The organism is Leptospira vanthielii serovar Holland str. Waz Holland = ATCC 700522 (assembly GCF_000332455.1).
Lineage (GTDB): Bacteria > Spirochaetota > Leptospiria > Leptospirales > Leptospiraceae > Leptospira_A > Leptospira_A vanthielii.
In genome coordinates, this window is record NZ_AOGY02000025.1 from 1 (window position 1) to 15946 (window position 15946).

The following is a 15946-nucleotide window of genomic DNA, read 5'->3' on the forward strand; positions in this document are numbered from 1 at the left end:
TTCATCTTTCGGCGTAGATAGCTTTGCAATTCCTTTTTTAGTTCGCCTCTCGGTAAAAGATAGATATAAGTATAAATAGTTTGATGGGAAACTGATTCTGTAATTCCGCTTGGCAGATTTTCTTTTAAAGACATCTCTATTTGCTCTGGTGACCATTTAAGTTCTAATTTAGATTTTATAAATTTTCGTAAATTTGGATGTTTTTGCAACTTTATTTTACCAGAATTTCTGGAACTTTCATTCTTCTGTGAAATGATTTGAGCATTTGATACTGAATAATTAATGAAAGAATTTCTTGAATAACCTTTAGATAATTCTCTGGAAATGCTTGAAGGACTTCGATTCAGTATCTTAGCTATACTTCTAATACTTTCCTCTTTAAATCGCATCTCAGCAATTACTTCCCTTTCTTTCAAATTAATTCTTGTATAATGATTCATTTATTAACACCTTATTCATTAGATTATCGGTGTTGCGTTAAAAATTTGATTCTACCATTTATTTCCATGGGAGACCTACCGCTAGACTCGGGTTTTTGCGTTTTTTATCAACCTTATTTTTAACAAATTAATGATTTCATTTCAAAAGTCGAAAATATATATAGAGTCTACTACTTGGGAGTTCGTATGCGCATCTCGTTTGTCCTAATTTTATCCTTTCTACTTACCGTTGGCCTTTTTGCCGCTGACGAAAAAAATGAACCTGTTAGCCAAGCAGATTCCCAAAAGTTAAATCCGGATGGAAGCATCGCTATCATCCCTTATAACGCGAAACAACAACAGAAGATCGAACGAATTGGTAAAGAAGTAGATGATTACCATGCCATGATCAATGAGAAGGTAAAGTTCCTTAGTTTCGAAAAGAAAATCAAAGATAGTCGTTATGGACAAGTTACCAATGCAAGGGAAATCCACCTGCCATTTGAACCAAGTTATGTCCTACACAGCCGTTTTGTCATGAAATTGAAAGGTGGTGGTGGAGCCGAAGGTGGTGGATTCTCTTTAGATGAATTATCATTTTGGTCCAGAAAATCACTCACAGAAAAAGGCAAAGACCCAGTCACTACTTACCGTGAATTAAAAAACAATTCTTCTGGTGGAGTGAAGGGACTGACACTCTCTGTTCGTACAGTTACTAATGCAGATGATCATACATTAAGTTTTGAGTTAGAAAAAATCCAAAGCCCATGGGAAAGATTGCGTTTAGCAACAGCTTATAGAGATAGACTACGTGAAGTGGCAAGAACCATTGACAGATACATCCAAGCAAAAGGAAGTTTAGAAACTCGAATGGTTTCTGAATCGGTAATGGAAGTTTCTGTCAGCGGGGATTTCCAAGAACCATAATGATCACGAGGGTGGAATGAGTCACTCCATACCGCCACAACCTACCAACCTTTACGAAGTCCTAGAGATTCCCTTTGGAGCCACGACGGAAGAGATTAAATCCTCTTTCCGTCATCTCGTAAAACAATTCCATCCTGACATCCCAGTCACAGGCTCTTATTCCAAATTCCAAAGCCTTTACTTCGCCTACCAAACTCTAACAGGGGAAGGTCGAAAGTCTTATGATGAAGAATTCAAAAAAAACTATGTTCGTGAATTTTTAAAACGCAAACTTGAAGAACACCCAGTGGTCCTACCTGTCTCTCGGGTTCGGTTCACTACCGGAATTTTAGAGCTCGCCAAACGTGGATTAATGAGAAAAGGATTCCGTAACAAAGATAGGCGAAAGGTTACAGGAATTGATTATGATTTGATCATTGATATAAAAGAATCCGAAATTTTACGACCTGTGATTGCAGTCATTCCCTTGACTGTAAGAATTGTTTGTGGAGATTGTATGGGTGGTGATCCCCACTGCCCCGCTTGTAATGGACGAGGAAGTTACAAAGGTTACAGAAACCTAAAGGTTGAATTTCCTAGGTCTGCCCTCATCCAAGGGAAGGTATTTGAATTTGATCTTTCCAAATTCAGACCCGATTCCTTTACCCATTTTAAGAAAAAATACCTACGAGTGAAACTCTTGGTTCATAAAAATATCCCTTTACGAGTGAAGAGTGCTGTCTAAAAAGGAAATCGATGGAAAAGATTCCCAAAGTTTTATTTTTAACCCCCTTATATAAGGAAAAAATCTGGGGAGGAAGAAAATTCGAAACATCTCTTGGTCGTAAAATTCCAGAAGGTTTCATTGGAGAATCTTGGGAAGTTTCTGTTTACGGAACCGATGTTTCCCCCATCAAAAATTTCGAGTTTCAAAACCTCCCTTTAACAGAACTTATACGAAAATATCCAGAAAAAGTTTTAGGCAAACCTTTTGTTCAGTCGGGATTACCTTTACTGGTTAAGGTCATTGATGCCAAAGAAAAACTTTCTGTCCAAGTCCATCCCGATGATGAATACGCACTCAAATACGATCCTAAATCCAATGGTAAAAAAGAATGTTGGTACGTATTGTACGCAGACCCTGGTGCAGAACTAGTTGTTGGATTTGATAACAATACAAACCGGGAAGAATACGAATCTCTCGTAAAACAAAACCTAGGTGAAAACGTCCTTAAAAAATGGAAGGTAAAGTCTGGGGATGTATTTTTATTGAATCCAGGCACAATCCACGCAATAGGTGGTGGCGTTTTATTATTAGAAGTACAACAATCCTCCGATTCTACCTACCGAGTGTATGATTATGGTCGATTGGGAGATGATGGAAATCCAAGAGAACTCCATTTAGAAAAAGCATTGGCAGTTCTTAATTTTCAAAAATCTGATGGGTCAGAAAAACAATCCAAACAACTCATCACTTATCACCCTTTCCCAAGATATCTTTTCACTTCGAATGATAAATTCCGATTGGAGTCTTGGGAATTTAACCAATCACAAAACTTCAGCTTCTCTCTATTATGCGACCCTGCGGCTTTCGGAATTTTTTATACAGTGTCTGGATCTGTTTATTTTCCTGAATTGAATCAGTCTGTCGGTCCGAACGAAACATTTATGATCACCGCAACCGGTTTTTCGGAAACCATCTCTGGCTTTGCCGAAGCAGGAACAAAATTAGCATTTATGTCTGCTGGCTCCGATTCTGTAAAATATCAATAAACACCCCTATTGACATTCCAATAGAATCTGTATAATAGTGATCTGAGAGGATTCTATGAAAAAAATAATCACCCTATTACTCGTGTTAGCATCTACATCCGTATTTGCTTTGTCTGACTTGGAAAACTTGATGATTAAAGAGGCAGTTTCGCCAGAAAGTAAACAAGCTGCACGTTCTTACCTAAACTCCATTGCAAAAGAGAAGGAAGCAAGTGCGAAAAGACACGAAAAAATGGCGGGCAACAAAGGTGGAAAGGCAATCACCGAAGCTAAGTTTAAAGAACATTGTTTAAACCTAGCAAAAGAATTTAGAGCAGAAGCAGAAGAATACAAAAAAGCTGCAGCTGATTTGAAATAAATTTCTAACCCTAACTTTTAATTGGGCAAAGGAATCCGATCTGTTTCGTTTGGAACTTTTGGAAATTCATCTTTTGCCCATCTTTCCTTTGCTCTTTCAATGACGTCTTGGCTTGTAGAAACAAAATTCCAATAAAGATATCTTTTTTCAGTCAGTGGCTCTCCACCGAGTAACATCAAACGGCTGTTTTGTTTGGCCTTAAAGGAAACGGTTGTACCATTTTCAAACAAAACCATCGATCCTACTGCGTAGGATTCGCCGTTCGATTCAATGGAACCTCGGGAAATATAAAGGCCAGCTTCTTCCTTGTCGGAAAGAACCCAATTTACGGTATCTGCCTCTGGTTTCATTTCAATGTCTGCATAAAATAACGGTGAATGAACGGTGGCCGGTGAGTGTAGTCCCAAGAAATTCCCACCTAACAATCGAAAGACCAAACCATCTTTTTTTAAAACTGGGATTTCCAGTTCAGAAAAGTGTTCAAAACTAGGATCCATTTCTTCTTTATCTTTTGGTAGAGCGATCCAAGTTTGAATACCTTCCATAACTTCATACTTAGCATCAAATTTAGAACGTTCACTGTGTACGATACCAGAACCGGCAACCATCCAATTGGTTTCGTGTGGTCTGATATCCATTTCCACTTTCAAACTATCTCTGTGAGTGATCACACCATCATACAAAAAAGTGATGGTGGCTAGACCGATGTGTGGATGAGCTCGAACCACAAGTTCTTCTCCCGTAACCACTGGCACCGGACCAAAATGATCGAAAAAAACAAAGGGACCCACCGAACGTTTTTCCATCGCAGGAAGGACACGACGGATGATAAAATTATCACCTAAATCTTTGGAGTGGCCTTTGAGAGAACTTGTCATTTGGATTTAGACTTCTTCGCTTTTGGTTTTGGTTTGGATATTTTCTTTTTCGGATTTGGCTTTTGTTTTTTGGCCGGTTTGTTTGTGGTTTTACCGGCAGTCCGCTTCACTTCTTCTACCTTACCCACAAAAAGGCCAATGGCTTCTTTTCCCTTCGTCCAGTGAGGTTTGTCCCGTGCATTAAAGTAGAGGATAAAGATTTTTTCGGCTTCCGAATACTTTACATCGCATGCATAGACATGGCTTGCCTTCCATCCTTTTCCAGTAGGGCCAAGGATCGGAGTTTGGTTGATCCTTTCAAAGTTAAGCCCATCTTCGCTTTGTAAAAATAAAATAGCTGAACATGATTCCTTCCTTACTGGATTCCAAAAAATACCGTTTTGAAATCCAAGGTAACGTCCTTTCCATTCGATCACTTTGATGGAACCGGCACCCAAATTACAAAAGGGATCCATTTCATTTGGGGAAAGGATGGGATCTGAGAAATAGGAAAATGGTCCGAGAGGAGAAGTTGATTCCGCCACGGTGATGTATTTGGGTTCACAAAATCCACAATCAGGAATATAAACTAAAGAAGAAGAAAAGTACATTCTGTACTTATTTCCAAACTTCACCAAACATGGATTGCTGACCGATTCGCCAAACTTCGGATCTTTATGGAATGGAAATTTGGGTTCAATGACAGTTTTGGGGGAAGACCAAACTTTTAAATCTTTACTAGTTCTGACTTCGATCCGCGATTTCCACTTTCTATACGGAAACCAAGACATAAGAACATGAAGGAACTTATACTTTTCATAATATAAATAATACGTTCCGTTTTCATGGAAGATAAACGGACGCATGGCATTCCATACAACGGTTTTTCTTTTTTTCCAGTGAACACCATCTTCTGAGAGAAATTCCTGAACACCGAATATGTTGTGAGCAAAGAGATGCCAAAGGCCGTCCGTGCAATTTTCAGGAAAGATAGATTCTAAAGTTTAACGCAACACTTCCTTTATTTTTTCCGCGGGAGTTTTCCAGCCAAGCGTTTTTCTTGGACGCTCATTTAAAAGCTTTTGGACTCTTTTCAGTTCTTTTCTTGATATATCATTAAAGTCAGTTTTTTTAGGAAAGAAATCTCTTATTAGCATATTCGTATTTTCACAAGTCCCCCTTTCCCAAGGACTTCCCGGATGACAAAAATATACTTTCATTTGAGTATCTTTTGTAAATAGCTTATGGTTACTCATTTCTTTACCTTGATCATAAGTTATCGAAAGTCTAAGCTCTGTTGGCATTTTTTTTAGTTCCTTGGCAAAACTTTTTCTGACGGTCTCAGCATCTGTGCTTGTTAAAGGAACCAGTATAACATTTCTAGTAGTTCTCTCTACAATTGTACCAATTGCACTTTTGTGATTCTTTCCAATTATCAAATCACCTTCCCAATGTCCTGGAATTGATCTTTTTTCAACTGATTTTGGTCGTTCTTCAATGCTTATCATGTCTGGTATTTTACCTCTATTATCAGTATTTTTCGACTTTTTGTAGGGTTTCATCTTTCGGCGTAGATAGCTTTGCAATTCCTTTTTTAGTTCGCCTCTCGGTAAAAGATAGATATAAGTATAAATAGTTTGATGGGAAACTGATTCTGTAATTCCGCTTGGCAGATTTTCTTTTAAAGACATCTCTATTTGCTCTGGTGACCATTTAAGTTCTAATTTAGATTTTATAAATTTTCGTAAATTTGGATGTTTTTGCAACTTTATTTTACCAGAATTTCTGGAACTTTCATTCTTCTGTGAAATGATTTGAGCATTTGATACTGAATAATTAATGAAAGAATTTCTTGAATAACCTTTAGATAATTCTCTGGAAATGCTTGAAGGACTTCGATTCAGTATCTTAGCTATACTTCTAATACTTTCCTCTTTAAATCGCATCTCAGCAATTACTTCCCTTTCTTTCAAATTAATTCTTGTATAATGATTCATTTATTAACACCTTATTCATTAGATTATCGGTGTTGCGTTAAAAATTTGATTCTACCAAATAAAAAACTCGGATCCGCCAAAACGGGCGATGGGAATCCGGGTTTTAGAATGGGATCGTCTTGGTATAATTGCCAATAGATGTTTTGTTTGTTCAATCGAAATGAATTTCCTTATTTTTCTAAAACAACTCTGAGGTTGGATAGTCCCTCTTCAAAGTCTTTTCCTATCATTTCTTCAAAATTCATAAAAACTAACATTAAATTGGATGGGTAAGGCATAGAACCATCAAATCCCCAAATGATTTTGGATTTTTTTTGGTCCAAAGAAGAAACTTTCATATAACTACGTTCTGTACCTTCAAAGGGTTCAAAAAATCGAAGTTCTGTTTCCATCTCTAATGCATCTACATTGATCATTTTGATTTCTTGTTCGCCTGTTCCGACTTCTTTGTCTAAACTTTCCCAACGAGAAATAAAACCAACAGTGCCGTCTTGGCCTGTGTAAATTTTCTTCATACTGGGATCTTTTTTTGCCCAAACACTATAATGGTCTTGGTTCTTTAACAAGCGGATGTAAGCAAATACATCTGAGGCTGGTTTGGCGATATCAATGGAACGTTCTACCTGGTATTGGGTAGGTAGAAAGAGAGCCACAATGAGAGGGATGGCGATTACGCCAATGATTCCTATGGAAATTTTTCTGCCGAGTGTCATAAGTAAAGTATCCTACTGATATTTTTTGATTTAGTCAATTTATTTACCCACGAGGTCGTAAATTCCAACTGAAAACGAGGAGGACAATAGCAATCAAAGTGGAAACAAGGACAGCGGACAAGGCTACATCCCAGGAGTATTCTGTGGCAAGGATGGCAAGACCTTTCCCTTGTGCCGTTCTTCCTAAAGATCCAAAAAGTCCGATAAACCCGGCGGCTGTTCCCACTGCTTTTTTGGAAGTAAAATCCATACCTGCCACACCTAACAACATAACTGGGGGATAAATAAAAAGTCCAATGAGTCCAAAGAGTACATAATCGATCCATAAAGATCCGGGGGGATTGAATAAAATTCCTAAAAACGCAAAGAAAATTGGCAAAATACAAAGTAAACTTACCATTCCCCTACGTCCGTCAAATTTATCCGAGACCCATCCCATAAGAATGGTGGAGCCAATTCCTCCAAATTCTAAAATAAAAGTAGAGTATCCCCCACCCAAAAGGTCGGCTCCTTTGGTTTCTTTTAAATAGGTGGGACCCCAATCAATCAAACTATAACGAATGATATAAACAAAAAAATTGATAATGGCAAAAAGCCAAATGTATTTATTCATAAGGACTTGTTCAACAATCAATTGTTTGGTGGTAAGTTCGGCCTCGTGATCTTCTTTTTCTTCTGGCGGGTAATCGTTTCTATAAACTTCGATAGGAGGAAGGCCTTCCGATTGAGGTGTGTCCACAAGTCGAATGTATAAATACACGGATCCAACAAGAGCAATGATCCCTGGAACAAAGAAAGCATACTGCCATCCAAATTGCGATGCGGAATGAGAGGCGATGACTCCGACAATGCCGCCTCCAATATTATGTGCAATATTCCAAAATGCAAACGTAGTACCACGTTCTCTTACTGAATACCAGTGTCCTAAAGAACGTCCACAAGGTGGCCAACCCATACCTTGCACAAGACCATTAGCTCCCCATAAAAATAGGTGAATCCAATAATGATTCGCAAATCCAAAAGAAAAATTCAAAATGGCAGTAAGAAACAAACCTACCGCCATAAACTTTCTTGGATTGGAACGATCGGAGAGTGCTCCCATTAAAAACTTTCCAATCCCATACGTGATGGCTGTGATTGCGAGGATGTCACCTATATCTGTTTTCGAATAGGATAACGCTTCACCAATTTCTTTAGAAACCGGTGAGAAGTTATTTCTAGTTAAGTAATAGGTCGTATAACCAAGAAAAGTTGATTCCAATACTCGAAATCGAAATTTCGGATAAAGGGATTGAATATCTGAATCTGGTTTTTGTGGTATGGACGGAGCAGGAGCGAACCACCGGCGAATGGTTTGTAACATAGACTTGGATATGTAGGCCTAAAGAAAAGGAGTCAAGTTCATTCTCATGAAAACAGATATACGAAACGGATTTATTGATACTGTAGGAAATACCCCCCTCATACGAATTCACTCTTTGAGTGAAGAAACGGGATGTGAAATTTTAGGAAAAGCGGAATTTTTAAATCCTGGTGGATCCGTTAAGGACAGAGCCGCCTTATATATCATTGAAGATGCAGAAAGGAAAGGACTTCTAAAAAAAGGTGGAACCGTTGTAGAAGGGACCGCAGGCAATACAGGGATTGGGCTTACTCATATTTGTAATGCCAAAGGTTACAAATCCGTCATCGTCATTCCAGAAACACAATCGAAAGAAAAAATCGAAATGCTACGCACGTTAGGTGCTCGTGTAACACTTGTCCCTGCGGTTCCTTATGCGGATCCAGGAAATTATGTGCGTGTGTCAGAACGAATGGCATTAGAAACTCCAAACTCAGTTTGGGCCAATCAGTTTGATAACCTAGCCAACAGGAATGCGCACTTCGAAACCACAGGTCCTGAAATTTGGGAACAAACCCAGGGCAAAATTGATGTTTGGACTGCTTCCCTTGGAACGGGCGGAACCTATGCGGGAACAGGACTTTTTTTCAAATCAAAAAATCCCAAGATCAAATGCGTTGTGGCAGACCCTTACGGGTCAGGAATTTATTCCTTTGTCAAAACAGGAAAAATCTCAATAGAAGGTTCTTCGATTACGGAAGGGATTGGCCAAGGCAGAATCACAAAAAACATGGAAGGAATGCCCGCCGATGACGCCATTCGTATCCATGACAAAGAAGCACTGAGGATTTTGAATTTGGTATTAAAACAAGATGGTTTGTTTATGGGAGGAAGTGTGGGGATCAACTTGGCTGCGGCTTACCAAATTGCCAAAGATTTGGGTCCAGGGCACACCATCGTAACTGTGTTATGTGATAGTGGAGCAAAATACCAATCTAAAATTTTTAACCCAGAGTTTTTAGCATCCAAAGGACTTCTTTAAACCAAACATTTGTTTGTTTTTTTGAATTCTTTTTTGCAACTCTTTCTCAAAAAACGAGATCTGTAGTAACTTTTCCTAATTATGTAGGTACATAATCGAAGGTTAGGAAAGAAATTTTCTCGACTTTGGAGATTCTTCCATTTTACTATTTCGATAATAGAAATGGTCGCAAAAACAAAGTTTCACGGCTCTGTCTGATCTGCAAAAAACATGAATTATTTCCAAAGAATTTGTATCCATCTTATTTTACTGCTACTCGTCACCTGTAAATTTCCAGGGATTGATCGTTCTATTTTGGAAACCTATACTACCTTTCGTTTTTTACAAACCAACACTCTTACGTATTCTGTTTCCTTTCGTGTCTCGGGACTTATGGGATCTGGCCTCCAAATTGAAAACAACGGAGATGTTGTGGATGTCTCAGCAAACCAAACTTATACCTTCTCTAGAAAGATTCAATCCGGCTCCCCTTACCAAGTAAAAGTCAAAACACAACCCTCTTCTCCCATCCAAAAATGTATTGTCTCGTCTGGATCGGGAACCGTAATCAGCGGCAATGTCGAAGGGATTCAAATTGTTTGTGGAGATGCACTTTATCTTATTTATGGAACTGCAACTGGCCTTCTTGGCAATGGACTCCAAATACAAAATGTAACTGGTGCTGGAACCGATGTGATCAATGTGAATTCCACAAACTTTTCACTTCCACCCATTCCTTCGGGAGAAACATATAATTTTAGCATCATAAGCCAACCCACAAACCCAAGCCAAACTTGCTCCATTACGACACCCGCAGTTACAACAGGAACCATGGCTGCCGCCCATTTGCCAGCAACAATCAACTGTACTACGAACTCATTTGCAGTCAATGCCCAAGTGACTGGGATTTTGGGAACTCTCGGCGTTGGAAACGAACTCAAACTAACGTTAGATGGATCGAACACAATTAATGTCACAACAGATGGAACCTTTGCCTTTCCAGGAACCTATTTAAGCGGTGGGACATTTTCTATAGCTATAGATAATCCAGGTGGTATTATAACAACTGGAGTATGTTCTTTGGCTTCAGGAACAATCACCGTTGCCAATGGCATTTATACCATTCCGGTCAATTGTAGTAATGCGTTTCTAATCAGTGGAACCGTATCAAGTCCAGGGGGAACCACAACCAGTATCCTAAGTGGTTCTGTCACTTTGGATCTAGTCAATACAGGCGGAACTCCCTTTGCCACTCAATCCATTACAGTAGCTTCCGGTGTGACAAACTTTTCTTTCCCTTCTACCATTCCTGGTGGTTCTGATTACCAAATTGTTGTTTCTGCATCAGCACCTAACCAAGTTTGTACGATGACAGCAGGTGCCACCCATTCGGGAACCACTTCGGATCAGGGAACAGCCGTAGTCAATTGTAGTTTGCCAACACCTACATTTTCCCCTGTGAGTGGATCTGTTTTTAATGATGATGGAACCGTTACTCTCACCACTTTGATCCCTGGGTCTGAGTATCGTTATACTTTGGGAAACGGAGGCCAAGTGGATCCCACTTGTGCCACCGGAACATCAACTACCTCCACAGTATCCATTACCGACACAAACCAAGCAGTCATCAAAGCCATCCATTGTAAAACAGGATGGGTAGAATCTGCTGTTGTCAATTCGATATATACGTTAAAAGTTGCCACACCAACTCCAAGTTTGGCGACAGGTTCTCTTTTGAATTCCGGACAATCGATAAGTTTTTCGACTACGACAACAGGAACCACTTGGGTTTGTCAGGAAGGTGCTGCGGGAACACCTACAGATCCCGTTTGTGGAGCTACGACAAACACTTGTTCTTCGGGAACATTAGGGAATTATGTATTTCCCACTCCAGGTTCCTCTCAAAATGTAAAAGCGAGAATGTGTAAAGTGGATTATCTTGGCAGTGACATTCTGAGTCTGAACTACCAACCGAATGTCTATACTGTTAGTGGAACAATCAGTACCTTAACCATTCCATTTGGTGCAAATACCTTTGTTTTACAAAACAATTTAGGGGATGATCTCATCATTGCTGGGAATGGAACCTTTACCTTCAACACAGCCATCCCCACTGGTACCAATTATTCGGTGACGGTTCTCTCCAATCCCCAAAACCCTTGGCAAACTTGTGTTGTTACTGATGGGACTGGAACAGTGGGATCAGCAGCCATCACAAACGTGGCCATTGCCTGCACGGTCAATAATTATGCCATGAGTGGAAATATCACGAGTACTGTTGCCTTACCTTCAGGACTCACCGTCACCAATGGAATTGATACCATCAATGTTCCCGGTGGTGCCACTACTACGCCGATCTCATTTGCAACACCTATCGCCAGTGGTACAAATTACGATATTACCATCACAGCGGAACCACCGGGTCATGTTTGTGCAATACAATCTAATTATTCAGGGACTGTACTCGGAGCTAACATTGTCAATGTGGCAGTCAATTGTGTCATTGGGTATCGATATGGAAATACGATTACTGAAAAAAAACCAGCACCTCTACAATTACATTATTATCGTGGGCTTGTCGGTATTTCAGCAGGGCAAGCAGCAAGTGGCGCGGTAGACGCAACGGGAACATCAGCAACATTCACAAACATTAGTGGAATCACCTTTGATGGAACCAAAGGATTTATAGTTGATTCCGGTAATCATAAAATTCGTGTTTTTAATCCAACAACTAGTGCTGTGACTTCGCTTGTGGGAAATGGAACCGCAGGGAATACAGCAGGATCTGGATCTGTCAGTGCATTCAACTCTCCAAGAGCGATCACAACAGACGGAACTTATCTCTATGTCACAGAGTTTAATGGAAATCGGATCAAAAGAGTTCTCATTAGCTCAGGTTATGCGGAAACATTTGCAGGAGATGACTCAGTAATATCTCCACCAAATGCAAATGTGGATTCAGTAGATCCCTTACTTGCAAGATTTGCAAGTCCTAGTGGCATTGTCATTGATGATGAAAAGTTATATATTGCAGATCGCAATAATTCTGCCATTCGAGTCATCAAACTCAGAACAAGAGAAGTCACTACACTCACAAGCGGTGGTGATATAAATCAACCGGAAGGAATTACCATTGTAGGTGATTATATTTATGCAACGAATTTAGGCACTTTCAATATTACCAAAACCCATAAAGTGACAGGGGCCACCACAATCCTTGCTGGAAGTTCCACAGGAGGTTTTGTAGAGGGAGTGGGAACCAGCGCTAGTTTTTTTATGCCGCATGGACTCACACATGACGGAAATTTTTTATATGTTGCTGACTACGGAAATCACCGCATAAGGCGCGTTCATCTAACTTCTGGTGAAGTCATTACCATTGCTGGCTCTGGTGGTACCGGTCTTGTTAATGGGGAAGGTGTCAACGCATCACTGAATGCTCCGATGTACATTTCTAATATTGGCAATATTCTCGTTGTAGGAACAACTCATACACTTCGAACCATCAGCTCCTCCGGGCTTATCGCATACTATCCTCTGAATGGTTCTACATCTAATTTATTGAATAACCAAACCCTCACTGCTATAGGAAGCCCTGGTTTCGGTTTGGGTCGATTTGGTGAAACGAGCGGTGCTGCTACTACTTCTATCGGCAATGCGGCCACTGCCCCTTCCCCGAGCGCTGCCACTTCCAACATAACTTTATCAGCTTGGTTCAATTGGGATGGAACGAATGCAGGAATTGGAAAGGTAATTGTTTTTAACGGTGATATCGCCTCTTCAGGACATGGGCTCTTTATCGATTCCAATAAACAATTGGTTCTTGCACGAGGTGGATATCCGAGTGACTCCACATACACAACGGTCATCCCCAATTTATGGACCCATGTTGCGATGACTGTTGATAACAATAATATCTATCGCGTGTATATGAATGGAAACTTAATTTATGAAAAACAACGATCTACCAATCCAGTTACTGGAAATCTTACGATCGGTGTAGGCTCTGGTGGTACTTTTTTCTTTCCAGGACGCATTGCTGATGTTAGGTACTATAACAAAAATTTAAACGACGCAGAAATCAATGACTTAGCTCGAACAGCAGATTCGACTCTCGTTGGCAATTCCTATTCCTCTCGCCCCATCGAACTTCTGATGAATTATCAATTTAAGGCAAATACAGACCCTTTGGGTCCAATCGGGAATACTCTTGCCATGTCTGCTGGTTTGTCAGGTTTTGCTCCTGGTCGGGACCGAAGTCTTAATACAAGTGTGCGATTTCAATTAGGTAACGATGATTATCTGAATGGTTCGGAACTAGGATTACCTTTAGGCCAACATCCAAGAAGTGTCTGTGTTTGGGTGAACCCGGAAACTTATCCTCTCAATGCTAATGAACACTCTGCCATTTTTTCCTATGGAACCCCAGGCCCTGGAACAGAATTCATACTCTCTATTTTTAAAAGCGGGCTCGGTGATAATCTAATTCGTTTTGGGGGGTTAGGTGGTGGAGAAGTTTATACAACCTATTCCATTCCACTCAACCGATGGTCACATATCTGCGGAACCTTTGATGGAACTTATGGTTATATTTATGTGAACGGAATTGATATTGCAGGCCCCACCAATATAGGGTCCTCCATCAACACAACACCTAGCACGGGAGTTTATATAGGTAAAATCATGACTTATTCGACTCAAACTTTTGCCGGTAAAATAGACGACCTCAGAGTGTATTCAAAAGCTTTAACTGATAAAGAAGTGAGACGACTCTCTGCTCAAATTCCCGCGGGCCTTCTGGCTCGTTTTGATTTTAACAAAGACCTTCAGGATGTGAGTGGGTTTGGAAACCAAGTCATCAATATGGGTGTAGGTCTTTTCACTGATAGGTTTGGTCATGCTGCGGCAGCCATTAGTACAAACGGTACCAATTATATCAATGTTACAACAACAGATACCCAATTACCAAAAAGCCAACAGCCAAGAACAGTTTGTGTGCATTTTAAATCAAACCTCACCAATCCAGGTACAATAGTAAGTTTTGGACAAACGGCTACCGACCGTTTGGTGGCACTTGGAGCAGGTTCCGGCGGTGGCAAATATTACTTTGCAGGATCCGGTAATGACGTGGAAGAGTCATACTTTAACCATGAAAACGTATGGCACCAACTCTGTGGAGTTTACGAAGGATCTGACGGTGGTTTTGCAGCGAACTTATACCACAATGGTGTTAAACTAAGGACAGAAACCAAAAATACATGGGATACCAATCCGACGGCATTTACGATTGGAACACGAACCGATCTTCTCACTAGTTTTTCTGGACTGATCGACGATGTTTTGATTTATAACCGGGCCCTTAGTCCCAATGAGATTCAATCACTGGCGGGATTTGATCCAAGACAGGTAGTCACTTGGTCACCCTCATTGGGACTCAGTAGTTTACGTCTCCACCTAAGTGCCGATAGTCTATCAAACCAAGGAAATGGAACTGCAGTGACTACTTGGCATGATAGAAGTGGTAATGCCGCTTCCTTTTTTAATGGAGCAATGGCTCCTACGTACAATAATGCTGGCTTCAACGGTAAACCATCTGTATCTTTTAATGCGGCAAACTCTGAATATCTCTTCCGAGGTTCTGCCTTAGACATTCCTTCCAACGACTCTACCTTCTTTTTGGCTTTTAGTCGAACCAATACTGCCGATGGCCCATTATTCGAATCAGCGACAGGTGGAGTTTCTTACAATATCCAAAGCAATCGAATTCATATGACAAAACCAATCGGAACTGATATTGGTTACAGTAATCCAGTTTTTGCAGGGACTCTCACTCCTTACTTAATTGCTGCCGAACATGTAGGGGCAACTTCGTTTGGATTTTACTCTAGCGGTGTTCCCTTTGGAATCACGCTGAATACAGTACAAACTTTTACTCAAAACAATATTTACTTAGGTACCAATGAAGTTATCTCTAGTTTCTTCTCTGGCCATATCGCCGAAGTTCTTTATTACAAAACCGGACTGTCAGGCCCAGGCAGAACCATTGTTTTCTGTTATTTGTCCCAAAAGTATAATATTAGTTTGGTTGGATCGGGATTCTTTTGCGATTGATAACATTAACTTCGATCAAATTAAGAAAAGGTACTATGATAAGAAATCAAAACTTCCCGAAAAAACCCTTCCGAAGTTTTTTAAAATTTCTGATTTTAGTCCTTCTCCTTAACAACTGTTCTTCGGAAAATGAAACTCCTAAAAAAGAACCTCCTCCCCCACCAGCAGTCACCGTTCCCTTTCCTGAAGCCATGTATGTACAAAATGGATGTGCTTCGTGTCATGGAATGGAAGGTAATGGGCGTGGTACAAGAACTGCGTTGTTAGCGAACTTGCGAATCCCTAATTTTCAGGATAAGTCAACGTATATCTATGGATCGACTAAAGAAGCCATAGCAAAAACAATCAAAAATGGCGTTCCAGGAACCTATATGAAAGCTTATTCGCATATGCGAAAAGTGGAAATTGATGCTGTTGCAGAATACATCCAAAAGATGCAAAAATGACCT

13 protein-coding genes are annotated in these 15946 nt (G+C 40.1%); 7 read left to right on the forward strand and 6 right to left on the reverse strand.

Features of this window, described 5'->3' with window-relative positions:
* Positions 1–440: helix-turn-helix domain-containing protein (locus tag LEP1GSC199_RS05340; RefSeq protein WP_002978619.1), on the reverse strand; the 440-nt coding region annotated here is incomplete at its 3' end.
* 186 nt (positions 441–626) lie between these two features.
* Here LEP1GSC199_RS05340 and LEP1GSC199_RS05345 point away from each other — a divergent pair.
* Genes LEP1GSC199_RS05345 through LEP1GSC199_RS05360 form a run of 4 tightly spaced genes read left to right on the forward strand, consistent with a single transcriptional unit; the run spans position 627 to position 3456 of the window.
* On the forward strand, positions 627–1346 hold the full coding sequence (locus LEP1GSC199_RS05345; RefSeq protein ID WP_002978657.1) for an LIC_12936 family protein: 720 nt from the start codon (positions 627–629) through the stop codon (positions 1344–1346).
* A gap of 16 nt (positions 1347–1362) precedes the next feature.
* Positions 1363–2070, forward strand: coding sequence for a DnaJ domain-containing protein (locus LEP1GSC199_RS05350; RefSeq protein WP_002978624.1), 708 nt, complete (start codon positions 1363–1365; stop codon positions 2068–2070).
* 11 nt (positions 2071–2081) lie between these two features.
* A complete protein-coding gene (locus tag LEP1GSC199_RS05355; protein ID WP_002978651.1) occupies positions 2082–3098 on the forward strand; it encodes a type I phosphomannose isomerase catalytic subunit in 1017 nt (338 codons plus the stop codon).
* Between the two features lie 55 nt (positions 3099–3153).
* Positions 3154–3456, forward strand: coding sequence for an LIC_10421 family protein (locus LEP1GSC199_RS05360; protein ID WP_002978643.1), 303 nt, complete (start codon positions 3154–3156; stop codon positions 3454–3456).
* Between the two features lie 17 nt (positions 3457–3473).
* Here LEP1GSC199_RS05360 and LEP1GSC199_RS05365 read toward each other — a convergent pair whose 3' ends face one another.
* The 5 genes from LEP1GSC199_RS05365 to LEP1GSC199_RS05385 form a co-directional block, all read right to left on the reverse strand.
* Complete coding sequence (locus tag LEP1GSC199_RS05365) at positions 3474–4334, reverse strand: pirin family protein (protein WP_002978626.1); 861 nt, start codon at positions 4332–4334, stop codon at positions 3474–3476.
* Positions 4331–5179: a family 43 glycosylhydrolase gene (locus LEP1GSC199_RS05370; RefSeq protein ID WP_002978640.1), complete on the reverse strand. Its 849-nt coding sequence runs from the start codon at positions 5177–5179 to the stop codon at positions 4331–4333. Before LEP1GSC199_RS05370 ends, LEP1GSC199_RS05365 begins: the two co-directional genes overlap by 4 nt.
* 138 nt (positions 5180–5317) lie before the next feature.
* Complete coding sequence (locus LEP1GSC199_RS05375) at positions 5318–6310, reverse strand: IS30 family transposase (RefSeq protein WP_002978659.1); 993 nt, start codon at positions 6308–6310, stop codon at positions 5318–5320.
* A gap of 170 nt (positions 6311–6480) precedes the next feature.
* Positions 6481–7023 carry an SRPBCC family protein gene (locus tag LEP1GSC199_RS05380; RefSeq protein ID WP_002978653.1) on the reverse strand — a complete coding sequence of 181 codons (543 nt, stop codon included), beginning with the start codon at positions 7021–7023 and terminating at the stop codon, positions 6481–6483.
* 43 nt (positions 7024–7066) lie between these two features.
* Entirely contained in the window at positions 7067–8386 is a 1320-nt protein-coding gene (locus LEP1GSC199_RS05385; RefSeq protein ID WP_002978655.1) for an MFS transporter, read from the reverse strand.
* A gap of 46 nt (positions 8387–8432) precedes the next feature.
* Between LEP1GSC199_RS05385 and LEP1GSC199_RS05390 the strand changes: the two genes are divergently transcribed.
* The 3 genes from LEP1GSC199_RS05390 to LEP1GSC199_RS05400 all read left to right on the forward strand — a co-directional run bounded on the left by LEP1GSC199_RS05390 (position 8433) and on the right by LEP1GSC199_RS05400 (position 15943).
* Positions 8433–9407: a cysteine synthase A gene (locus tag LEP1GSC199_RS05390; RefSeq protein ID WP_002978636.1), complete on the forward strand. Its 975-nt coding sequence runs from the start codon at positions 8433–8435 to the stop codon at positions 9405–9407.
* 210 nt (positions 9408–9617) lie between these two features.
* Positions 9618–15497 (forward strand): LamG-like jellyroll fold domain-containing protein, encoded by a 5880-nt coding sequence (locus LEP1GSC199_RS05395; protein ID WP_002978617.1) that lies wholly within the window; start codon positions 9618–9620, stop codon positions 15495–15497.
* Positions 15498–15532: 35 nt separating this feature from the next.
* Positions 15533–15943 carry a c-type cytochrome gene (locus LEP1GSC199_RS05400; protein ID WP_051999734.1) on the forward strand — a complete coding sequence of 137 codons (411 nt, stop codon included), beginning with the start codon at positions 15533–15535 and terminating at the stop codon, positions 15941–15943.
* The last annotated feature ends 3 nt before the right edge of the window (positions 15944–15946 follow it).

Excerpts from the sequence above, each read along its gene's own strand:
- LEP1GSC199_RS05390 (WP_002978636.1), top strand. The coding sequence starts at position 8,433 with ATGAAAACAGATATACGAAACGGATTTATTGATACTGTAGGAAATACC.
- LEP1GSC199_RS05385 (WP_002978655.1), bottom strand. The coding sequence starts at position 8,386 with ATGTTACAAACCATTCGCCGGTGGTTCGCTCCTGCTCCGTCCATACCA.
- LEP1GSC199_RS05345 (WP_002978657.1), top strand. The coding sequence starts at position 627 with ATGCGCATCTCGTTTGTCCTAATTTTATCCTTTCTACTTACCGTTGGC.
- LEP1GSC199_RS05395 (WP_002978617.1), top strand. The coding sequence starts at position 9,618 with ATGAATTATTTCCAAAGAATTTGTATCCATCTTATTTTACTGCTACTC.
- LEP1GSC199_RS05400 (WP_051999734.1), top strand. The coding sequence starts at position 15,533 with ATGATAAGAAATCAAAACTTCCCGAAAAAACCCTTCCGAAGTTTTTTA.
- LEP1GSC199_RS05370 (WP_002978640.1), bottom strand. The coding sequence starts at position 5,179 with ATGCGTCCGTTTATCTTCCATGAAAACGGAACGTATTATTTATATTAT.
- LEP1GSC199_RS05355 (WP_002978651.1), top strand. The coding sequence starts at position 2,082 with ATGGAAAAGATTCCCAAAGTTTTATTTTTAACCCCCTTATATAAGGAA.
- LEP1GSC199_RS05365 (WP_002978626.1), bottom strand. The coding sequence starts at position 4,334 with ATGACAAGTTCTCTCAAAGGCCACTCCAAAGATTTAGGTGATAATTTT.
- LEP1GSC199_RS05350 (WP_002978624.1), top strand. The coding sequence starts at position 1,363 with ATGAGTCACTCCATACCGCCACAACCTACCAACCTTTACGAAGTCCTA.
- LEP1GSC199_RS05360 (WP_002978643.1), top strand. The coding sequence starts at position 3,154 with ATGAAAAAAATAATCACCCTATTACTCGTGTTAGCATCTACATCCGTA.
- LEP1GSC199_RS05380 (WP_002978653.1), bottom strand. The coding sequence starts at position 7,023 with ATGACACTCGGCAGAAAAATTTCCATAGGAATCATTGGCGTAATCGCC.
- LEP1GSC199_RS05375 (WP_002978659.1), bottom strand. The coding sequence starts at position 6,310 with ATGAATCATTATACAAGAATTAATTTGAAAGAAAGGGAAGTAATTGCT.